The following is a 24,058-nucleotide window of genomic DNA, read 5'->3' on the forward strand; positions in this document are numbered from 1 at the left end:
CCACTGATATACTAAAAGCAGAATAGTTATATAGAATATAATTTGAAGCTGAGGAAAAAAAGTGCTTTACCATAGAATAAAAAGGATAGATGACCAAGATTAATACCTGTATTCATCTATCCTTTTTTTATAACCAATAACCTGATTTAGTAAACAAAATTACTAAAGCCCCCGTTTTATTTAAGTACACCTCTTCACAAACTTTTAGCTCTTTTTCATTTATTACAGGAATGCTGCCCTTTTAACTTATTAGTGTCCAGTATCCTTGTACTCGCAGCAACTAGATTTGGTCAATCATTAACCATTCTAAATCAACCATAAATTCATTATGTTTTGAAATTATAGTTTCGATTGATGGATTGTACTTATCTTCACCCCTCTTCTCTTACTAACAATAATACGTAGGTAAGCTATTTGTACGTCTAGTACTTGATAACTTCTTAAATCTATTCATCTTAATGATATAATATTTTCAAATACTATACCCATTTTTGCTATAAAAAGTAAATTAAGATGGTTGAAAGGAATTATTGTATGGATTATTTCAATAAAGACTTAATTGAATTCGTATTAGAAGTAACCGAAACGCTACAATATTTAGAACGCAATCCCTCGAAATTACCGACGTTCCCCCCATTAAAACGAATACATACAGAAATAATAAAACGATATTTAAGTACCGATCGTCGTTTTAACGGCAGTGGAATAGATGACCGTAATCGTGAATTGTTCCCAAACAATTATCAAAAACTCTTAACCTTGTTTCAGCTTCCTTTATCTGAATGGGGAGAAGGAATCTTTACGAAAAAAGAATTAAAAAACTTAGATTTAGAGAATTTTCGTTTTTTAGATACGTATGGATTAACCGATGATTGTCATTATATCTATTCAGAGAAGGAATCATTATTTGAATTCCAAAGTAGCGCGGTGGCTAAAGCCTTATACTATTGTCGTCAATACCAACATCAACTAGATAACGCCCAAAAACTTTATACTAAATTTCGGTTGTTTATTCAAGAACATCCTGTACTAAATGAGCGGGAATTAAAGCAGTTTATGATGAAGGGATTGTTAGATACTCAACTTTCCAATTACCTTGAGGAATGCTATGAACCTATTAGAAACCACCATTATCTTCTATGCCCGAGATGTGGTTGGACAATGACTAAAATTACCGACAGTTATTATCGTTGTTTAACAGAAGAATGTGAGAAACAATTTGATGTCACCGATACAATGGGGTCTTTATTTCAAGATGCCGAGCTTCGTACCAAAAAAGCAGTACAATTCTCAACCGTCATATCGGGTTTATGGGAAATGGAATTAAAAACACGACTAGAGAAAAAAGGTGCAGTGGTGGAGCTATATCCAAATTTAGAGCGATATGGGGATTTAGAAGTGACGTTTCAAGAAGATACCTTCTTAATCGATGTAAAAAACTACAGAAGCTCCCATACCCTATTATCCAAGTTACAAGAGGAATTGAGTCAAGGAAAGTATCATGAGTCACATACGACGATTATTGCGGTACCCGATCATAAATCAAAAGCCTATGTGGATTTCATTAATGAACAGGTCCCTTTTACTTTACGTGTCATGAGATTCAAAGAAGTCGTTAAAAAGATTACAAATAGAGAGGTACATCATGCCTAAACTCTTATCGATGTTTCGTAATTTATATAAAACCCAAGGAGATTTCCTCCAACCTTTTAAAGATGAATGGAAGCAACTTGATACAGCAGTGATTGATGATGCTGACTTTTCGATGTTAGCGGAAGTCGAGTTATCATGTTATGCGTTTCAAAAAAATTACCCTAATATTCCTTTAACCTCATCAAATGTTTACTCTATCTTTATGGGGATAGATACATTAATTCCAGAACCTCTTGATTTTGAACAAGTTCAAGTGCTACGTGTATACTTTAAAAAGCGTTCATCCAAAACAACATGGAAATATAAATTTAATCGCTATCTAACTTTCCCTACTCTACTTCGAGCATATGAAGAAGTGGAAAGTGTAGATCCGAACGAGATTCAGTTACAGCGTCAAATACCCTCGGTCATTCAAGACCGCTTCAACTTATTTGATAAAATGCTTACGTTTTTTCATATAGTGCGAAGGCCTGTAATTCCTGAATTTGCTACTAGTGCAACGCCCATCACGTTTTTTCGAAGTTATAAAAACGATGTAAAAAAAGGGTATTATACTACCTTACATTACCAGCAAGTTTTTGATCGAACTTCTAGTTTGGCCGGAAACAAACCTAATCGGATGCCATCTCATTGGCTAGAGTTTGATAATTCAGTTTTAAATGAAGGTTCACACCTCTTAATTCATGGCCGACAAAAACAACCACGTTCTACACTCACTTTATCTTTAGAGGGTGCTACTCATTGGGATGAAGTAGCAAAAGAGATGGACCGTAAACGGTTGGATGTGGCAGCATCACTAGGGAAAATGGAAACTAATACAACTTATTGGCAAGACCGACAGAAAAATGTCACGCTTTATTCAACAGATTCAACCAAAAAAGCCTTAGAGTATGATACACAAGTCGGTATCGCTGGGCTTGTCGGAGCGGGTAAAACCACGTTTATTCACTTAGAAACATTCCGATTGGTCCAACAGGGCAATAAGTGTGGAATTGTCACCATGAATACAGCGGATACGTTAAAATGGGTATACGATTTATATTTAACGGGAATAAAAGCCGTACCGATTATTGGAAAAACCAATATGGATAGTCATTTACAACAGTTCATTCAAAAAATCACACGTACGACCGATGAAGATAAACACATTCTATCAGAACTAGCGTTAAATTACGTTTTGAGTTTTTTTGGTGGGGTTTGCATTATGGATTCCTTCTCTAAAAATGCTGATCCAACCATCCCTTTAAAAGAATATCCATGTACCAAACTTCAAATGTCTGAATCAAAAGATAGAGAGATGTATCTATGTCCACTTTATTTAACCTGTGGGATGTTTGAAGCTGACCGCCAGCTCTCCGAAGCGGATGTATGGATTGGGACATCGGCTGCTATTCAACAATCGGCTCCGTATACGTTTATGAATCCTCAACATAAAACCTATTATGATTTAATGAATATGTATTTAGATGTCATTTACGTAGATGAAGCAGATGGAATTCAAGATACCTTTGACGCGATGTATAATACAAAGAATCAACTTTTCGGAAATCATGAACAAAGCTTTGAAATGTTACGCCAAACCGCGTTTGCATTATTGGATCAAAATCAAAAAATCCAAAATGATACGAACATTCGTCGATTTGCTCATTATATGGATTTGGCCAATCGTTCGAAAAACCTTATTTTCGGACTTATCCAAAACAAAGAATCCGTTCGTAAATTCTTAAAAAAACGCACCTTTTCACCGCAACTTCTTCTTTCAAATGTCACTCGAAAATGGTTCGAGTTACCCAAAGATGAAGATGTCATGAAAAACGAATTATTCCAATGGTTTTTCCAGCAAGAACGTTTTAATTCAGAAGAGTACCTCAAATTGGTTGTCTCACAAATAAATGAGGTTGAAACCATAAAAATGGATTCTAGGTATGAAGGAAAAGAAGCCGAGAAATTTGAAATGGAAATGAGCGTCATTCGTACTTTCTTAATTAAGCATGTATTTCCAAATATAAAAGGAATCAATCAACCCATCCTAGAGGATGATGATGTAGCCAAGTTCATGCTTTATCTGTATTTTTATGTCTTTGATACATGTTTTTATAATATTTTAGAATTAAAGGATTACGTTGAAATTCGTACCAATAGTAACCTTGATGAGTTTATTGAAGTAACGTACCAACATATTTACAAATATTTGCCGTTTATTCCCGATGCCCTTACGATGAGACGATTTCAATATTATTTCAAAGAGAGTTCGAAAGCCCAACAATATGGTACCTTTGAAGTTTATCAATACTTAGGAGTAGGTCGTTCTTCATTAACGAATTGGGGGACTTTATACCAACACCGTGATAAACAAGAAACGAGTATTGTCTTTTTGTCAGGAACAAGTTATGCGGTAGGTTCCACACATTACCATGTGGATGTACCCATATCGTATTTATTGGAATCTAAAATAGAAACCCCTCCGACGATTGAACAATTTTCTCATGTGTTTTTGGATCACGAGAATGAACCGATTTTCATTTCGGGGGTGTCGGAAGAACAAAAAGAAATTCAGTTGAAACGATTAAGTCAACAGATGGTACCCCTAATCCGTCAAGAATTGCATCATTGGCAAATAGACGAAAACGATATTAATAAAGGACGTAAAGTTCTACTAGTGGTCAATTCGTATGTTCAAGCTCAATGGGTGTATCAAGCGTTAATTCCTTTCTTCCAAGATAAAGTTCAGGCGATTACTAAACAATCTGCCAATGAAAACATCTTACGAGATGAAGTAATTTATGCTGCTGATAAAGACATTGATGTATTAGTCGTACCGCTCCAATCAATTAATCGTGGCTACAACATTCTAAAGAAAAATAGCTTTTATTCTTACTTCGGCTCGGTCATGTTTATGGTGCGACCGTACCTTGTGACACAAAATGTATCCAATGCCATTTCGATCTTGAATGGCTACCTCCCTGCTCTAGTTGATGAAGCGGCTAGATATAAAAAATACTTCGGAGATGGCATTCAACATGTGGTGAAACGCTCCAATGAGATTTTTGAAAAACTCATTGCTAGTGAGGAAGCATTTGACACCTTAGAAGAAGAAATTCGTGAGATCATTTCATGGTATACGTTCGTCAATGTGTGGCAGATGATTGGCCGTACTTTACGTGGAAATACGGATGCACGAGTCCATTATGTGGATGCAAAATTCTCGTACAATCGAAAAACAGAAGCTTTGAATAAAAAAAATAATAACTTGCTAGAAGAATGGAACAACATCCTCACCCAACGTGATGATATTATTATAGATAAGTTATATCAACCGTTCATCGAAAGTTTAGAAGAAGCTTTTACACCCACTCATCATTCATATACAAGAAATTATTAATGGATAGACCCTCTGTTCAACATGAGCAGAGGGTTTTGTCAGAAAGGAATAGGTATAGGTATGACAATTACTACTACTAAGAATGTAATTCAACCGCATGGATTTATTCTAAAAACTAATGCATTTGAAAATCAATCGGTGTTAGCCATTTATTTACCGGTTGAAATGGTTTCGTTTTTACATACATTTAGTTTCGAATATCAAAGTCGTTTCAAATTCGGAGAATTCCGAACCATGATTGAAGGTCGTTATCCTTCTATTATCTCCATCCACCTTTCTTCTGCTTCGTTACAAGGGAAAGAACCGTGGATGTATGTATCACTTGTATCTTTAGAAGATGTGGAATTTCTCTATTGGGAGTTTTCCCGTTGGATTGAGGGATGTTTAGAAGAGGATGAAGAATCACTGTTGCTTATCCCTTCCAAAGTGAAACAAGCGAAAATACCCTACTTGGAAATAGATGTAGCATCTCTATTTCATGATACTCGAACCTTTCCCGCGTTTATGAAAGGGTATCTAGCCACACAAATGATTGAAACAGGTATTCCCGCTTCTTTTGAACAAGTAGGTAACGATTCTTCTTACCCTACTGGTTGGTATAAAACTCATAATGGAAGCGGATATGAAGTGGTATCCCATCCGCTTACCTTATCAAAAGAAGATGCTAAAACGCGATTAAAAGCTTCCATTGTGAGTCGTTTTGAAGTGGTTCGTTCCGGTGACGATTGGCATGTTCATGTGTATTTTTCATTACGTCGTTGGCTGGTGGGATTACACCCTAAGAAGCAGTTCCATTACAATGCAAACAAGAAATCGTACGATGACCGTTCCTTCTATGTGGTAAATCCAATATGGAAATCACCTCACATGCTGCGGTTATCCATTGCGAAAAGTGGGCAATCGGCTCGTTTCACGCATGAACGTTCAACAATAGAATGGTTAAAACGAAACCGCTTAGAATTAGATCCATTAGAAACGATATTATCGTCTCTTGACCAATATCAAGATTCATCGAATACAATGGTCTTAATTCCTTATGTTGCAGAAGATAAAAATAAGAATGGGAATTACTTAGAGGTGGGCTTAAATACGGTTGACCATTACAATCTATTTTTGATGATACAATCTATTTTTCCTACCCTTTCACTCTTACATCCACTTAAAAAGTTAGGAAAAGAGGATTGGGATGCACCAAATGTAAGTACTTCTTATAAAGGTGGACATATTCGAGTAGATGTAAGTAACAAACAAAAAGAACATTTGTGGGATCAGGTGATTCCCATTCATGTGTATTCTACTCGAACTAAGATACAAGAAGAAGTAAGAGTAGCAATCGAAACGTTATTTTCAAGAGAAGAACAAAATGGTGGTTCTAACTATAAGATTGAGCCATCTACACAACAGGAACATCGATTTGATTTCATTTCTCGTTCAGATGAAAGTTTCTTACAAGACTTTTCGATTGAATTTATCTACCATACGTGGGACTCAACGTTGTTTGGTCCATTAGAATGCTCGTCCTTCAACGACTACCGTGATGCCACCCTAAATCGTATAGAACGTTTTAAAGCCTTGGTTTCACCTTCTCCTGCTATTTCACATGCGTTAGTAGAGATAGGAGAATATGAAAGCTATAACGCTTATACTGACCCCAAACAATCAGTGAAATTAGGGTTCTTGGAAAGAAATATGTTGACGCAATGTTTTTATGGAAAGGATGTCAATTTATCTAATCGATTACTTAAATCAATCCAAGATATCTTAGCCACCAAAGGGTTTTTAAACCAACATATTCAATCATATGAAGCGGTATTGAATCACTATGTATTCTATATGCCCTATGTGTTAGAAGTCGGCTATGGACGGGCTAGACGATTTATTTACACCATTGCTCGGTACCATCGAGGTATGATGCACGTTAAATATGAGCAATCGAATTGGCTTACATTAGAGGGTTCATTGATGTATCTTACTCTAAGTAGTCAACGGACTCTAGCACAACGAGATAAACGAAACTTCTCATTGTTTTGGAGAGGTTGTATTCAATCAATAGAAAATGCTGAACCTATTGTGATCTTTGAGAAGCAATTATTTACAGCAAACGATAGTGAACGAGGGTTTACGATCATGACCTATGAATTTAATACATCGAATGTACCTTATGTATCCTACTTTAAAAATAATGAACTTCCATCAAAAGGAACGTATTTAGCACGTACCAACGATGGATACGTATCGATAGCCGCAAAGATGCCAACAGATACAAAAGCTAATAGTTTCATGAGTAAATTAGATTACAATAAGATGTATGTCAACCGTATCCCTATTAAGCTTCAATTCCAATCCATCAATGGAAAGGAAGTTAACAAAGACCAAATGGCTTATGCAGTTCATTTGTTGAGAAACATCACGGTTACATTTGAATCGTTTGTGAATCATCCTTATCCGCTTCATATACTAAAGCAGCATCATGAATTATTGTTATTTTAGATACTTTAAAAGGATTAGTCCATTGACTAATCCTTTTTCTACTCGAAATGTGCATTAGTTTATGCTTTTTGGCAAAATACATATTAAAATTATTTATGAGATTCGGAAAATTAACTTCCGGAACTAGATCTCCCAGTCTTAACTGCCGAATAATCCATTTAAAAAGCCGCAGAACTATGCGACTTTTTAAATGGATAAGAATTGTTTAATACTTAATTCCCTTGATAGTAGTTACCATCATATTCAAACGTAGTCTGTGCTAATTGATGATTTATTTGATAGACGTATCCTGAATTTGATTTCCTACCTTTTTCAGCAAATAAATGTAGATTCTTTTTTGCCCTAGACCCAATGACATATAACAATTTATTTGAAGCAGATTCCGTAATATAGTATGGTTGGTTTCTAATAGAACTCCAGTGAGGAACATATCCCCAAAGTAAACCAAACGCAATCACCGTTTCAAATTCTTCACCCTTAACACCATGACAGGTATTTATAACAACACCAGTTGAAGGCTTAAATATATTCTTAAAGTACTGAACGTCATCTGGAGTGCCTATAAAATCAGTCGATTCATACCGTGTACGAATACCATCAAAGAATATATCCCATTGTTCCAATAGCACATAATAATCATTTATATCGAGTTCTAGTTTATTGAAGAATGCTTTAAACGCTTCTTCCAAATATAATATGCCTATTGTTTCATTCGGTTTTATGGAATTGATAATCTTAAGGTATTTTCTACAGTCTGTGTACTCATTTCCCAAAGAACCGTTTGTATAGCCGTTTAAATCATTAATTAGTTGACTCATCCATCTAAAACGACTCATGGATGTTTTTGGGGTTATTTCTGATAAGAATAACCTTGATAATTTCCACCAAAAATTCTCCCGATTTGTTGACAGTGGTGAAACCCCTGGTGCATCAAAAGGAATATCTGGTAAAACAGATTTTAATTTTTGTGCAAGTGGAGTTAAAAAGTACCACTGGGGTGCTATGATACATATTTCGCTTGGCTTTACACCTTTTTTTATATTATGAGTAATGATATCAGCAAACTCTTTATAAAGATTATCCTTATTTGTTGTTGTATCAAGTGTTATGAATCCATTCTCATATGCATGCCGACCAAGTGCTTCTATATTTACTTCTGTTGACTGAAAGTTTCTGAAGAAGTCAACGATTCTTTGTGTAGATCGATAATTTCCAGGAATCTCTTTAAACACTATTTCCTGATTTCCGATATACTCTTGTATCTCGTATAGACTTTTAGGCGTTCCTCCTAATGAGCCATATATTGCCTGATCTGGGTCCCCTACTAGAAATAGTTTACACTTATCGCCAGCCACAGTGAGAACTTGTCCAATAATAGCGTATTGTAAATCCTGTGTATCCTGAAATTCATCAACAAATATATAAGAAAATATATTTGCCAGGTGTGAGCGTATTTTTTTATTGTTTATTAACATTTTATAAGAATAATATAGCAATAAATCAAAATCTATTTCCTTGTTTTCTAAGATACTCTCATGGAACTCCTTTGCAATTACATTATTATATGGGTCAGCATTCATATAATTCGCATTTCTATCCAGTCCTGTATTAATGTCGCTAAAAGAAGGAATAGAATGTTTTTTCTTTAGTTCATTTAATATTTTTCGCTTTTTGTTATCATCAATGATGGAAAATCCGTTTACTAATGCTGGTTCATATGCTGAATATGGTTTAATAATCCACTGATAGCAAAAAGAATGAATTGTGCCAGCCCAAAGCTGCTCTTGTGGAATGCCAAGGTCATCAAGTCTCCTTTGTATTTCCTCAGCAGCCCGATTGGTATAAGTGAGTGCTACAATAAACTTCTTTTTACTATCGAGTCTCTCTAACTCATAAGCAATTTTGCGAGTTAAAACGCGTGTTTTCCCGCTACCAGGACAAGCAATAACAAGGGCATTTTTATCCGTTGTCACTGCATCTAGTTGGTGAGAATTTAAACCGTCTAACATACGTGATAGTCCTCATAATTGTCGATTAGTAATATAAGATTATCATCTTCATCTAAGTATTCTTCGCATAATTCTCTTAGCTTACTATAAGTTTGTTCAATATCACTCAGGTTTTCAAGAGCATCTACAAACTCACATAATTCATCATAGCTGCAATGTTGCTCTATTCTGTACTTAGCCATTTTTACAAAGTGTTTAAATCCAATATGTCCCGCAGCAAACGCAATAGCTTCTAATATATATTCTGGAATGAATGTTTCATAAGTTAATTCCTCTGCAAGTGTAAGAGCAAACCATCCTTTTCCTACAACCTTATCCGCTAGACGAAGTGTTTCAAGTCCAACTATAATATCATCATTGGATTCTAATAAAGCCTTTGAAGTGTCTATTGATTTTTGCAATTTATATATTTTGCTTAGCGTTTGTATTATTTCTCGCTGATTACCGTTTAAGACAAAATCAACTTCAAAAGTATGTTCTGCATAAAATGCTTCAACCCAAGGATTGTCTTTGCAGTATGAATCTAGTTTCTGCTTTCTTTCTTCACCTTTTATTTCAGAGTTTCGAGATTTCCTTTCCTCATCAGTATCATCGTCTTTATTTGCTTTTAATGGTATAAGTGATTGGTCATGATCAGTTATGATGGCACAATGCCTTCTAATTCTTTGATCATGGAATAAATTTGCAATATGGTCGAAGACTGTGCTATTCATATTAATTAAACTGACCCCAATTTCATCAAGGCTTAAACCAAAGACACTTTTGAAAAGAGCTGGTATTAGGACTAGCTCAGCATCTCCTTCTACTAGGATTACACCTTTAGCAAATAAAAGGGTACTCCTTGTAGCATCAAGATAACGCTCAATTTTGGTGCATTCATTATCATCAAGTCCATTACTTGGATGACAGACGACAGTTTCGTTAACCTCTTTACATAGGATATTTACCGACTTTATTTTGTTTGCTGAAGAGATATGTGTTGAATGTGTTGTTGTAATGACCTGTGTGTTCTGAAATTTGTAATTATCGAACATCGTTTTCTGGATATGCGTATGAATGTGTGCCTCAGGCTCTTCGATTAATAGGAAATGAGCAGCTTTCTCTTCGGTCGGTTGCTTATACTCATATTCTAGTAATTTTAACGTAATATAGATTAAATTTGCCCCGCCCAAGCTTAAATCTTCTAGTTTGCCTTGATAGCTTGTATCTTCGCCATCTCCAACCCATAGTGTTAACGATTGGAACAGTTTATTTATATCCTCAGGAAGCTCAGAACGAATACTTACATTTGGTGCATATGTAAATCCAATTGTTGAATCAAGTGTCTTTTTAACCTTTTCAGCCAATTCCTTAATCTCCGAGAGATTACTGATTGTTTCATTCAAATCTGTTACCTTGCTTGTAATATTTGATGCAGCAGTTACTTGGATTTTATTTGCACTACCCCTTAATAAATTTAATAACGGGCTTTGTCTATTTTTACGTAATTCTGCCATAACATCTCGAAGAGCTTTAATATGCGTACATGCAATTTCCGATCGTACTAAAAATATTTGGGATGTTGTAATACCCAACAAGTCCTTTTTTTCATCATCAGGATTAGGGAAAATAATATTTTCAAAGTCACCAACCAATTCTCTATATACTGCTTCATCAGAAAAATCAGCTGTACCTCGAAAATGATAGACACCCTCATATTCATTTATAGTTATTTCGTTTAGAATTTCTTCAAGCTTTTGCTGATCCTTATCTTTGTCATTGGATAGCTCGTATAATTTTCTTCTAAATTTTTTATTCGGTCGAAAATAGAAATGATAAGAGCCGCTACTTGAAGCTTCATCAACATGTTCAAGTTTATGAGCTAAAATATTAGCTCCCTCACTTGAATCTAAATCTTCAAATTGAAGAGATATAATAATCCAATGCCCTTGCCATCTAGATAAATTTCTATTAAAATCGGTTTCTATTAACTTAGAAGCACTGATGGGTAGATTATTATCAATCATAAGACGTAATGCAAAAAATGCATTTGTCTTTCCAGAGCCATTTTCCCCTATAAGGGTATTTACTCCTGGTTGAAATAAAAAGTTTTGTGAACAGAAATTCCTGAAGTTTCTAATATACATTTTTGAGATATACATACTCTTCTCCCCTCCTACATCTGAAAGTTTCCATACTATTTTAGCACTTTTTTGTAAATATATTGTATTATTGGTCGATTATTGAAATGTTTGTTAAATTTCTTATTCAACAAACCTCCCGTTTGTTCATTAAGGATGTTTACGAAGGCCTATTAGTGTTAATAAAAGTTTTGCGAAGATCTAAATAATATAAAAAACGTCTCAACCCAGTGATACCAACGGGTTAAGACGGTTTAAGTTAAATCAACAATTAGTGTTAAAAGGTTACATGCGATCAACTGATGTACTAAAAGCAGAATAGTTATATAGAATATAAATTAAAGCTGAGTCAATCAAAAGTGTTATCACACTGAAGAAAAAGGATAGATGACCAGGAATAATACCTGTATGCATCTATCCTTTTTTATTACCAATAACTCGATATAATAAACAAAAATAGTGATTGTTGTTAAACTAAAGCCCCTATTATCTAAGTGCATTCCTTCACAAAGATAGCTATTCTTGTTTATTTCTCAGTAACTCTAATGTACCGTACTAAAGAGCTATTAACTAAGAAATCTCCTTGTTCTCCTTTTGATAGAAAAAATCTATTAGTATTAATTTTCTCTAATAATTCATGTACAACCTCTGCCTTTAAAGCATCAAACTCTTTTATCATCTTCTCACGTTTAATATCATTATCAAGGATGTAACAAACAAGAAATTCTTTCAAAAGTATGTCTCCCCCACTTTTTATTTAAAAACATGTTTTAAGGACTAATTCTATGGTACTTATAAATATTCGTATGAGATTATTTTTTAATGGGGGATACATATAATCTTTTGAAAAACTTCTCTGCAACTTAATTTGCCTACACGTTTTAAGCAAACTAACGTATAGTACCTTACCACTAACCAATTTGTCTGACCGTTAAAAGCGGTCATTTCTTCTGTTTATGGAACTATAGAAATTATCTTGGAATCTCTTTATCAATTTCTTCCATTGTCTATAAAATAAATTTAATATGATATAAAATACTAATTAGGCAAATTTACGAAGGTGAATAACGCGACGTTTTACTGTGTACGTAAAATTATCTAGTGGGCTACCTCGTTTTTTTTAATCCCTTTTCTAATTTGTCTAAATAAAACTAAGAGGATCCAGTATGTATTTTCCAACCGTAATTTTCCTAGAGTCTCCCTATAGACACGCAATTAAAAACCTTAATAATAGTGAGTGTGGGATTAAATTTGATATTTCTCGTACTGGTAGTAAAGGTTTAAAGAAAATTAAATTTAAACAGATCGAGAATATAACTTGTCCGACATGTAAGTCCATTATTGAAATGTCCATTAAGATTAGCGAATAGAACCCTAAAAAGTGGAATTTTAGCAAATATTTATTATTTGTTAACACAAAAAAATAAAGCTATACTATACAGTGAGTTCACCGTAAGTTGTTAGCAATGCTAACAAAAACTTGGCCGTTTATCTTCGGTGATTTACTTAAAGATACTATCTACGGATAGTGTCTTTTTATTTTTAACTGTTCTTCCATAAACCTTTGTTCAATAAGAATGTTTACGAGGCATAATTAGTGTTAATAGTAGTTTTGCGAAGCTTTTAAACAAATACAAAAACGTCTCAACCTATTGATACCAACAGGGTGAGACGTTTTAGATTTATTCAACAATTAGCGTTAATTTCTTCGTAAAATGTGATTCTGTTTGAGAAAGGGTCAACAACTGTTAATTCAATAGTATCCCAAGGTGTTTTTTCTATTGCTGGATTAGAGTAAGGATATTCCTTTTTTGATAAAGAAGAATAAAAATTTGTCAAATCATTTATTTTAATTCGGATTGCACCACCTGGAGAAGAGTCGCCATGATGTTCGGATAGATGTAAAACAGCATCATTTAATGAAACTTGAAAATACAAAGGCATATTTTCTGCATATTGATGTTTCCAATCAATTTTAAAGCCTAAGTATTTAATGTAAAACGAAAGAGTTTTCTCCATATCAAAAATTCGAAAGATGGGTGTAATCATTAAAAACAACACTCCTGTACACATTTGGATTAGAGATTTCATTATTAAATCTGGTTAAGGTCAACAAAAATAAATCCTCTTGTTCTAATTGGATATTAGACATCTTATTAGCAAATTCCTTCTTTCACTAAACTCCCTCAATAAACAAAGTGAAAACTTACGTTTTCTCCAGTATTCTCAGTATTTTATAGATAGTTATTTTAGAGTTTAAGCTCGCTACTATGGTTGGATTTACATCGTAAGGATAAATTTGGACTTATAAAGCAAAAAGACTGCCAGCTCTCGCCCCGTACGTTTAATAAGTATGTTTAGGAAGTATGATTAGTGTTAATATAAGTTTTGCGAAGCATTTAAATAAATTAAAAAGCGCCTCAACCCATTGATACCAACGGGTTGAGACGCTTTAAGATAAATCAACAAGTAGTGTTAAAAGGGTACATGAGGGCAACTGATGTACAAAAAGCGAATAGTTAAATAGAATATAACTTCAGATGAGTCAAAAAAATAAAGTGTTCACCATAGAAGAAAAAGGATAGATGATCAGGAATAATACCTGAACTCATCCATCCTTTTTTTGTTTAAGTGGTCATTGATTTCACTCCCGTTTAATTAAATTGAAAATAATCAACAACACTTGAAGCAGTAATAACAATGTTCATTCTTTCAACTTCATTCATCACCATTAATCTTACAGCTACACTATTAATAATAGATTCCTGTTGATTTGTGTTGACTTGATTTTTAAGACTAACATTTAAAAAGTACATTATTTGTTCTTCTTCTCTATTCATGCGAAGTACAGTCACTTCACCAATCTTTTCTAGACCTCTATAATCAGAATTAATGATTTCCCATACCTCACTATTATCATTGATGGCTATTAGTGTTAAAAAGGACTGGGGATCGATGTAGGAAACATCGTCTATATTTGCTAAAATCGCTCTGAATTGAGGTGTATATGATTCTATATCTCTCTTATTAGCTTCATCTTTAAATGCCCATTTAGTCCCTAGAGAAGCCGTATTTAAAGAGATATCCATCAACAAGGGGTAAACATCCTCGTACTCCATAACTAGCCAAGAAGTGAGCTCTCTTAACGCGTCATTTGTAATGATTTCTTCAATACTATTATTTGTAACTGTTCGAAGCATATCAGGAATTTGTTGAGATATCATACCTTCCGCTTGACGGAAAAAGTCATCTTCAAATTGAGAATCTCCATTCAATATCTCTAATCCCATATAATAACCGTTAGTAATTTGTGACTTAATGCTAGCAAATAACATTTCCTCCATTTTTTCGTGGTGGGCTTCCTTTACGATAGCCACCAGCTTAGATTTATAGTATTCAAATATGGTAGCAATGTCCTGGTTAAAATCCTGATTGTTTTGGAAATGTGCCTTTAATTTCTGTTGCATATATTCATATAAGTTATTTTCTGTAGTCATTGTCATGTCATTTCCCCATTTCTATTCTGTTGTTGTTTCTTCTTTAATTTGATTTAAATCAGTACCTAATAAATATGGAGGCGCTGGACTATCATCTTCATATTTCCATACTCCGTTTTCTTTTTTAATCGTAGTGATGAAATACTCCTCACCGTTTGTAGTGACTACTTTTCGATAAAAATTACCTTCTCTCTTCATACGATCGAAGGAGAGATTAGTTAGTGTATAAGAGTCACCTGTAATGTTTTGTTTCTTAAATGATTCTTGAATACTAGTAAAAATGGCAATCGTATCTTTTTCACTTGGTAATTCAGATTTAACCCTTTCACTCCCATGCTGAAGGAGAAAATCATAGTATTTTTTCGCATCTATTTGAGATAGATAGAAGTTATAAAGGACTTGAGAAGCGTATTTTGAGAATTCAGTAGCATCTTCATATTGATCTTTTGTTTCAACCTCAATATTTGAGACTTCTTCAAGAACATCTAAATCATTTTCTAAAATGACTTCATCCAATGGTTTCTCCATTTTTTTGTAGACCTCATACTTTTCCTTATCACTAAGCTGTGAAGCTGCTTCTGCTTTTTCTTTTTCTGCTTTGACTTGTTCTACTCTCTTTGCTTCTTCTTCAAATCTACTGTCACTACATGCTGATAATAGGACTGAAACGGATATAACCGCTGGTATAATTGGAAATTTCATCATTTCACTCCTTCCATTATTTTCTTCTTCTCTTTATCAGTAAGAAAGTTAATTAACTCAGCGCTATGTATTGCTGGTAAATCATTAATGCAATTTAAGACAAAGTTTGGAATATTTGCGATTTTTATTTGGTTAGTTCCAGGAACAACCGGAACCTGTAAGTGTTGTTCCATGCAGTATGCAAGTGTTTTAATATGCTCTTTCTCAACTGTAGTAGGAATTGATATAGTTTCGAGCTTCCTCTCCCCAAAGAGATTAATACACAACACAATAGTTTTTAGATTCAAAAGTTTTGGATCCATGATAAAACTAAATATTTTGTTTCCATCTTTAAACCATTGTGGATATAAAATTTCTAATACAGAATGCGAGTGGAGGTACAGCTGCCCTCTTTTTGAGTTGATCTCAATAAAATCTGTTAATTGCTCATTTTTTATGGTTTCTGATAAATACCATGACTTTTTTCTATCGAAAGGAACAGTCAAGGACCTTTCTTTCCCTGCTCTTACTCCAAATTCCCCTTCTCCTATTAGTAAGGCAGTGGCCAGATCATGAAGGTTTTTGGTCTTCTTGTTTTTCACTTCCACGACTCCCTTTTAAAACAAAAAAAGAAGTGCCTAAGAGAACCTATCTCATTTATGATAGGTAATTCTTGGGCACTTCCCATTTACGTTTATATTGTTGCTCCAATTATACACTAAGTTCGTTTTTTTCTTCAAGGTCTTTTTGGTTAGCCCCTGAAGTAAGCATCTTAACAAAGTTTGATGTAGTCATCTCTTCAATACCCAATTCTTTTGCTATCTGCTGAATAGGTAACTTTTTCATATATAGATCATAGGCAATTGCCCTACGAATGACTAATAGGTTTAAAGGCTTTTTATCAGAAAGAAAATCTTGGGATATATACCTTAAATGGTTTAGGATTGACATTACTTCAATTGGGCCACCAATATCCGACCCGTGAGGCTTAGTTGTAAAAACATATTCAGAGTCATTGAATAATGTTTCATAGTAATACTCCAAGAAATAAGAAGCTTCTTTATCTAGCAAGGTGATTTTTCGATTCTTTAGCTTGATGTCTACCTGATCCTTAAAAGTATGGTCAATAACATCCTTTTTCTTAAAACGGAAATCAGCTGTCTTTAAGCCCTTTGCAGCTAGAATAAATAAGGCTTTCCTTAGCTTAGAGTAATCACTGTTAGATAAAACCTTATCCACTAAACTTGAAATTACTTTATAAGATATTTCGACTACGGGTTTTTCTTTAACAGCGTATCTTTTAATCTTTACTGTTGGATCAATTGGTACGATGTTATTTTCCCAAAAGTAGTGAAACATAGTTTTAATAATTGCCAATTCCTTATTAACTGTTGAAATACTTTTATCGTTATCTATCTGTCCATCTAAATATTGCTTAATATCTAATGGGTTTATTTCATGGGGCTCTTTGCTGTCTGGATATAACTGTTTGATAAATACAAAAAATTGACTAACGACCCGTTCATAGCTTTTTATGGTTTCATCACTATATCCCTTTTGTTCTATAGACCGTATAAATCCGTAAGGCATATCCAAACCTCCCCTCCTTTAAAATGATTATATAACAATTTTACGACTGTATGTTCGTTATTACCTACATTCTTCCAAAATTATTGGTCTCAACTCTATTTTCAATGTTGTTTTGATAACTAGCTTGAAGTAGAATCACCTTAACGACTTAAGACTTTATTTATAAATATTTACGGTACAAATGTACCCTCAAATGAATATATAGAAAAGGTTCTTGTGGCTAAGGAAATAACAAACCCATGCAACTTGTTCAATAAAAATCAAACAAAAAAGCCTTAATCTGGTGAAATTTCACGAGATTAGGGCTTTTTAAATTTCTAGATTCATATATTAATTTGCAAATGTAAGTACGATCGCCGCTAGGAGGGTTACTGTCGCGACTCCTACAACTGTAGTATCTATTTTTTTCATAGTTTTCTCTTTAAATAATAGGAACATGTCGCCCCACCTCACTCTATTGATTGATTATAGTATAAAACATACGTTCGTAATAATCAATCATTAATTTGTATAAGATTGTTATTTTTACTATTATCTTCATCAACTTTCTCTAATTCCAACTGAGCTTTTGAAAAAGCCTCTTTTTCTAACAATAATTTCTCATTAAGCTTCTCTTTTTTCTTCAACAACTCATTCATTTCTTCTTTATGAATTGCAATTTGCTGGGTGATTTCTTCTTCCATTTTTTCTTTTAAACCTTTTTCTATCTCGCTAGACATTTGTACTACATCTACTTCTTCAGCTTTTTTAAAAAGATCGAAAAAAGAAGGCTTCTTTATACTTTTCTTTAAGGAAGTAGCTAATAGCTTACTATGTTTATCCTCTAAATAGCGCATCTTTGCATCCGACTGAATTTGATGGATTAGTGTTTTCTTAGATTCAACTAATCTATCAATATTTGCAATGTCACTTTCATGTTTAAAAATTCGAGTAATTGCATTTTGTAGGATTAGACTCTTTTCTACACTTTGTAACCTTGATTCAAGCACCTGTCTTTGAAGATCGGGTATTTCCAGACCAGCTGCAACCTCTCTATAAGCAGATTGACTATCTCGATTTAGGATTTTTGGATTTCCAACAGAAATTGAAGGTTCCCAACCTAACTCAGCTAGAAGATCAACAGTGGTTCTCCCCACTTTTTCCATTAGGATGAAAATGATATGTAACCGAAATATACTTTTATAATCTAATCTATAATACTTCCCGTATTTTTCAGGTTGAATGTAATTGATTAAGTCTGAACGAAAATGATTTCTTATTGTTGAATCAGAACGCTCTATAATTTTCCCTGCATCTACTGTGCTATATGTAACATCCTCGTGCATAGACAATATACCAGGAGTAAACAAAGCATCTTCAAGACCTTCAATTACTACCCTTCTATAAAGTCTATCATCCTTAGCTTCTTCAAGGAGCAATTCCTTAATGTCTCTGTTTTTACTCATATATACACCTCCTGATTGTGGATTTCTACAGTAACTATTCAAAATACTACACTTTGACTACGGAAAAATCAATAGAAACCTTGATATAACAAGCGTTAAGGGGCCGCGGACAACTTATAGCGGAAAAGTTAGTGGGGGCAAACGACTTATAGCGATTGAAATCTAATTCAAACAATTACGTTAATGAATGTAAGATTGATAAATCATCTACGTAAAAACGATTCAATTATGTTCTTGAATTCAATGTGATTCAAACGCTATAAGATGTCCGTTGGTAGATAACGCTTGTAATACCAATAGATTATAGAGTAACAATCGAATTTGAATGAAATTGAACGCTGAATCAAATTGAATTTAACTGAATGCAAGTTATCTGACTGTATTCATTTTGTAATTTCTTTGAGTACAGAACGTTATTTTAGTTGAATTTCAATCATCATCGTAATTATTAATCGTTTTTGTAATTGAACGAAATTGATTTATAACGCTACGAGTCGTTTGTGGTGAGTTAACGCTTGTTATAATAAGACTTTCGGGTGACGGACGTACCTGAACGTGTGCGATTGAGAGGGTTAATGATTTTTTTGAACTTCAATATAATCTTTAACGATTAATAAAATTAGTGATTTTTATGGGTATTATCTTAATATAAGTCTTATTGGGTTTTTCGAATTTATGTGGGAATAAAATCGTGCGAGTGATTCCGCTATAAGTCGTCCGAGGTACGGTAGCGCCTTAAATATCAACGTTTCTAGTGGTTTTGAAGTTCTTATGGAAGGAGACGTTCCAATGCAATAATTGTCGATTGTAATTTACTCAGGGAAGCAAGTATATTTGGTAGAATCTAAGTGAAGGAGGACTTTATATGAAATACATACTTTTTTTATGCCTTTCTTGTTCTTTATTACTAACTTCTTGTTCTGATAAAGGTACACAGGAGAAAGAAAAAACTAAGGAGGAAGTTACTGAAGAGGTGAAACTTTTACTTGAAAAAGGACAGTATAATAACGCAGGATCTTTAACTCGTGATTCTCGAGGTGAGACGGAAAATACTAGTGAAATTGAATATTACAATAGACTTAGTGACTATATTCGTTTAAGGGAACTATATGATCAGAAACGCTATCCTACGCTAATAGAAAATTATATCGACTCTCCAATTAAGGATAAGCTGCTACAAAAGGACATAATTGAAATGCTTAAATATTCTTTTGAAGTACTTATTAATAAGGAAAGGCATGTATTAGCAACTGAACTCTATAACTCACTAGACAAAGAATCCAAATCGGGTTTAGGAGATCTTAATGATAAACTACAGGAAATAGCACTAAGCGTAAAGGAACTAGAAAAAAACAAACAAAAACAGGTCAGAGAAGCTTCCTCCAAATCTAAAATTGATCAGTACCTCCAATACATGAAAGAAGGAAACTATTCTAAAATCTCTTTAGACAGCGCTTCAAATCTAACAAACTTCGGCAAAAACTTTTACCATCTGAGTATCGCGTATGATTATTTTTATAATGACAGCAGTATTAATTATATCCAGGGACAAGATTCCTTACCGGAAATATCCTTGAATGCTATTACAGAGCCCCTTCCAGAAGTACAACCTTATATTGACCAGTTAAGAGTTGAAATCAATAACAAAAAACAACCTTCTAAAAATTTTGGAGTCAAGATCGGTATGACTAAAGATGAAGTCTTAAATTCATCCTGGGGCAAACCAGATTCAATTAACACAACAACCTCAGCATATGGAAGTAGTGAGCAATGGGTTTACGGGAACGGAAATTATTTGTACTTTGAAAATGAGGTTTTGGTTACTATTCAAAATTAATGGTTCTTCCTATGAAAACTAATATGAATACATAGGAAAACTGAATATCACACTCAACTGCGTTCGCCTGGATAATCTTAGGTTCAGGTTGAGATTGAATGGAGATTAACGTTAAATAGCGTTTGCGCTATGGGTCGTCCGAGGAGCGTTAACGCTTGGTATAACAGCATTTTCATTGGTTAAACTCAATTTTGAAATTGAATTATTCATATTTTAAAAACATCACCTAGATACACTGGTTAACGCAATTGAACGGAATAAGAAAAGGAACTAACGATCATGTTAGTTCCTCTTTTTTATTAATCTAAATCATCGAATTCAAGGGAGTCAATATCAATCAGGTCTACATCTTCTTCAGTAGAAGTACCTTTTGTATCATCTTCTCCAAGGTCTATTCCAAATTCCGATAAATCAAGATCCATATCAAAATCGTCTTCATCTTCAGATGTTGCAGCAATTGACTCGATAGCAGAGTTTTTAAAAGCAAACTTTTGTTGTTTTTCACGATATTCCTTGTATTCTTCAACTAAACCTTTTACAAGTCGAGATGGTAGTCCTTCGGTTTTAAAGAAGGTATAAACACTAGCTTTTCTATTGTTTTTCTCCTCAAGATAACCATTAAAAACTGTGCCGCTTAACGGTAAATCGTCAATTACAGCCTTCTTAGATTGGTCCATAAAAGAACTTGGTATCTTTTTGTCTGGAGCTATAACTGCAAGTAATCCTAAATGGTGTACTTTAGAAGCCATTAATTGTCCATCTTCTTGCTTTTCTACTAGTTCAACTGGTTCATGGAGAAGACTGCCTTTGATTGAATCAGTAAACATTTTTTTAATATCGTGTTCATTGTTTACATTACGGATGTCAGCTTCGACTTTATTTATAACTAAGCACCCTTGATGCTCTAGAATAACACGTTTAAAGTCTTCTTTATCGAAAGTAACAGACGTTCCACCACCAGTAGTGGCAGTATTTATCTCATGAAGAACATTTCTAATTTGTAAGTTAGAGTAATCTCTGTAGTTATCTACTTTTAAGCTTTGTTTTGTATTGTCAGCTAGTGCCTCAAAGTCATCTGAAAACTTCTGATTATCAGCGAATATAACGAATGCAATTCCTTTAGATTTGTCTTTCGCTAACTTCCAAATTTTTTGTGTAAAATCATTTACTTGCCTTAAAACATCAGGGCCATCCTCACGAACAGGAAGAGTAACAACAATACCGATTTTTACAGTTCTTTCAGATGCATTCTTAACAGCTTGTGCCATGAATTTTCTAAGGTCTTTCTTAAATACAGCAGGATCAGTAATCTTCTGCAGCTTTACTAACTCTTCTTTAATGATTGGTTTGTTATGATAATCGTTAAATTCTTCAATAGCTTTGATAATCGTTGATGTACCAGTACCTCCACCGAGACCAGCAAAAAATAGAACTAAGTCATCATTAGGTCTTACTCTTTCTGTAATAAACTGCTTAAGATTTTCTTTTGCATGTTCATTTTCCTCAAGGATTCGCATGGCTTTTTCGGGATTTTTACCTAATCCGCCAAGATCCAGTGATACTTGATTGCTCTTTGGTATGTATTTAAGACCTTTCAAGTCTCCGTCATTACTATTTAAAGCCAAGCAGTTGTATACAGGGCTCCCATTAGTATCTTTGATTTCTGCAAAAGCGTCAGCCATTCTTGTTCCAGCTTGTCCAAAACCAACCATTGTCATATTAATTGCAGGGCTATTATTCGTAAACAACATTTTATTTCGCTCCTTGTTCCTTAGTTTGTTTATCTCTATGTAATAATTCAGCTATTACTTGCCAACCTCTTTGGGTTAGGTAAAGCATTTTATAAGGTTTAACAGATTCATAGTATAACAGAGACATATTTAACAACTTTGCTACTTGCTGCTCAGTGGTTTTTCGATGAAGATTAGTAATTTCATACTTATAGGTGTGTTTCTTTTCATCTTTTGTCTTACGTTCAACTTGTACGTTATCTATAATTTCATTAATTGTTATACCTGTAATCGTTTCTTCACCTTTGGTACGTTTCTTTTCTAACTTTCCGATAAAGAGAATTATTTTTTTAGTCGTCTCATCCGATTGAACAAGATCACAGAATAAATGGACCATCTCTTGAGGGAAAAGTTTCTTTTCGTATGTCAAGTGCAATTCCTTGTCCAAGTTTATCCTCCTTTTCTCTTTTTTTCTAATTATAACGCATTATAGATTCTAATACTAGACTCTTTATTGAAAATTTCATCGTAATTTCGTCTGCGTTAGCCCTATAAACATTGATATTATTGGGTTTTATTTAGAGTCTATATATAGAGTCTAATAATGATTTTTAGAGAGTTTTAACACTTTTTCTAGTAGCTTAATACCCTTAATATTGTGATTTTCGCCATTTTTGTTTATATATGGGGGTTATCTTTAAAGTAGAACATAAAATTCTTGAATTTATTCAAGTTGTTTTATACTCAAATTCATTAATAGAATCTTTATATAGACTCTATTAATAAACCTTATTAAATATGGAGTTTTTTAGTTTTTTTTACACTTTCTTATCAATATTTAAGTGGTTTAGACTCTATATGTAGAGTCTTGTGTTGGTGTCTATTAAAAGAGCTCTATTTTAATTCTGTCTTCATGGTTTACAAAGTGATAGCAAGTGCAGTTTAGCTTTGATGGTAATAAAGTTTCGTAGTTAATGTTGGTCAGTTCTCTAATTAACTGGAGATATAGTGTTGATGTTTTTAAGATCCCCCCAGCTACTATATGTATAGAGTATTGAGCAACGATCGGAGTGGAAAAGTGGAAAAATGACCGTAATTTATACGAGCCTTTAAATGGGGAGAGTAGGGGATAGAGGGGAAGGTAGAGCTAAAATTTAATATGGATTAATTTCTTTGAGATATAGAATTACAATAAATTCATGCACGTTTTTATTCATCACCTTTAAATTAGGTGGCATTGCTATGATTTACTTTTTTAAGCTAGATAATAGCGTCCCATTTGAGCAGTTTCATTTAAGCGATTATTGCTCAAATGGAAGTTCTCAAACCACTTGAGTAGTTTTTTATGATTGTACCAATGGTTGAAGGGCAATTCTAAACGCTGAGTATTTCTCCCTAAAGGTTGTTCCATTTCAGGGGATATACCCCAAAAAACGTCTCATTTCTGAATATCATTTTTTGTACCCTAAATAAAGTTTCTCCCCATGAGCATCAGCCCTAATATCTTCCCATGTACACTAATAAAACTTTGTATTCCTCGAATTTTTATTCACTAACAAATGGTTGATTGTACCCTGATCCAAGTGGTATACTCTGATAGAAAATTCATATTCAAAGGGACGCC

Annotated in this window: 15 protein-coding genes; 4 read left to right on the forward strand and 11 right to left on the reverse strand. The window is 33.8% G+C overall.

The window, feature by feature from the left end:
- The first annotated feature begins 534 nt into the window (after positions 1 to 534).
- Genes MKX65_RS24240 through MKX65_RS24250 form a run of 3 tightly spaced genes read left to right on the forward strand, consistent with a single transcriptional unit; the run spans position 535 to position 7,525 of the window.
- Positions 535 to 1,653, forward strand: coding sequence for a restriction endonuclease-related protein (locus MKX65_RS24240; RefSeq protein WP_340906424.1), 1,119 nt, complete (start codon positions 535 to 537; stop codon positions 1,651 to 1,653).
- Complete coding sequence (locus MKX65_RS24245; protein WP_340906426.1) at positions 1,646 to 5,035, forward strand: hypothetical protein; 3,390 nt, start codon at positions 1,646 to 1,648, stop codon at positions 5,033 to 5,035. The genes MKX65_RS24240 and MKX65_RS24245 overlap by 8 nt, the downstream gene beginning before the upstream one ends.
- A gap of 60 nt (positions 5,036 to 5,095) precedes the next feature.
- The gene (locus tag MKX65_RS24250) at positions 5,096 to 7,525 is read left to right on the forward strand and encodes a hypothetical protein (protein ID WP_340906427.1); all 2,430 of its coding nucleotides are present in this window, start codon (positions 5,096 to 5,098) and stop codon (positions 7,523 to 7,525) included.
- 212 nt (positions 7,526 to 7,737) lie between these two features.
- On the opposite strand, the gene MKX65_RS24255 is transcribed toward MKX65_RS24250, so the two are convergent.
- The 9 genes from MKX65_RS24255 to MKX65_RS24295 all read right to left on the reverse strand — a co-directional run bounded on the left by MKX65_RS24255 (position 7,738) and on the right by MKX65_RS24295 (position 18,867).
- Positions 7,738 to 9,534, reverse strand: coding sequence for an ATP-dependent helicase (locus MKX65_RS24255; RefSeq protein ID WP_340906429.1), 1,797 nt, complete (start codon positions 9,532 to 9,534; stop codon positions 7,738 to 7,740).
- The gene (locus tag MKX65_RS24260; RefSeq protein WP_340906432.1) at positions 9,528 to 11,675 is read right to left on the reverse strand and encodes an AAA family ATPase; all 2,148 of its coding nucleotides are present in this window, start codon (positions 11,673 to 11,675) and stop codon (positions 9,528 to 9,530) included. Before MKX65_RS24260 ends, MKX65_RS24255 begins: the two co-directional genes overlap by 7 nt.
- A gap of 505 nt (positions 11,676 to 12,180) precedes the next feature.
- Positions 12,181 to 12,387: a hypothetical protein gene (locus tag MKX65_RS24265; protein ID WP_340906434.1), complete on the reverse strand. Its 207-nt coding sequence runs from the start codon at positions 12,385 to 12,387 to the stop codon at positions 12,181 to 12,183.
- Positions 12,388 to 13,340: 953 nt separating this feature from the next.
- Positions 13,341 to 13,727, reverse strand: a complete 387-nt coding sequence (locus tag MKX65_RS24270; protein ID WP_340906938.1) for a glyoxalase superfamily protein — start codon at positions 13,725 to 13,727, stop codon at positions 13,341 to 13,343.
- Positions 13,728 to 14,308: 581 nt separating this feature from the next.
- The gene (locus MKX65_RS24275; RefSeq protein ID WP_340906436.1) at positions 14,309 to 15,157 is read right to left on the reverse strand and encodes a hypothetical protein; all 849 of its coding nucleotides are present in this window, start codon (positions 15,155 to 15,157) and stop codon (positions 14,309 to 14,311) included.
- Between the two features lie 15 nt (positions 15,158 to 15,172).
- Positions 15,173 to 15,856: a hypothetical protein gene (locus tag MKX65_RS24280; RefSeq protein WP_340906438.1), complete on the reverse strand. Its 684-nt coding sequence runs from the start codon at positions 15,854 to 15,856 to the stop codon at positions 15,173 to 15,175.
- Complete coding sequence (locus MKX65_RS24285; RefSeq protein WP_340906439.1) at positions 15,853 to 16,434, reverse strand: hypothetical protein; 582 nt, start codon at positions 16,432 to 16,434, stop codon at positions 15,853 to 15,855. Before MKX65_RS24285 ends, MKX65_RS24280 begins: the two co-directional genes overlap by 4 nt.
- Before the next feature lie 109 nt (positions 16,435 to 16,543).
- Positions 16,544 to 17,422 (reverse strand): tyrosine-type recombinase/integrase, encoded by an 879-nt coding sequence (locus MKX65_RS24290; RefSeq protein WP_340906440.1) that lies wholly within the window; start codon positions 17,420 to 17,422, stop codon positions 16,544 to 16,546.
- Positions 17,423 to 17,916: 494 nt separating this feature from the next.
- Positions 17,917 to 18,867, reverse strand: coding sequence for a hypothetical protein (locus tag MKX65_RS24295; protein WP_340906442.1), 951 nt, complete (start codon positions 18,865 to 18,867; stop codon positions 17,917 to 17,919).
- An 865-nt stretch (positions 18,868 to 19,732) separates the two neighbouring features.
- Here MKX65_RS24295 and MKX65_RS24300 point away from each other — a divergent pair.
- Positions 19,733 to 20,704 (forward strand): hypothetical protein, encoded by a 972-nt coding sequence (locus MKX65_RS24300; protein ID WP_340906443.1) that lies wholly within the window; start codon positions 19,733 to 19,735, stop codon positions 20,702 to 20,704.
- Positions 20,705 to 21,003: 299 nt separating this feature from the next.
- Here MKX65_RS24300 and MKX65_RS24305 read toward each other — a convergent pair whose 3' ends face one another.
- Together MKX65_RS24305 and MKX65_RS24310 are read right to left on the reverse strand one after the other, a co-directional pair.
- Positions 21,004 to 22,455, reverse strand: coding sequence for a cell division protein FtsZ (locus tag MKX65_RS24305; protein WP_340906444.1), 1,452 nt, complete (start codon positions 22,453 to 22,455; stop codon positions 21,004 to 21,006).
- 1 nt (position 22,456) lies between these two features.
- Positions 22,457 to 22,882 (reverse strand): hypothetical protein, encoded by a 426-nt coding sequence (locus tag MKX65_RS24310; RefSeq protein WP_340906446.1) that lies wholly within the window; start codon positions 22,880 to 22,882, stop codon positions 22,457 to 22,459.
- Positions 22,883 to 24,058 lie beyond the last annotated feature (1,176 nt).

The organism is Robertmurraya sp. FSL R5-0851 (assembly GCF_038002965.1).
Classification (GTDB): Bacteria; Bacillota; Bacilli; order Bacillales; family Cytobacillaceae; genus Robertmurraya_A; species Robertmurraya_A beringensis.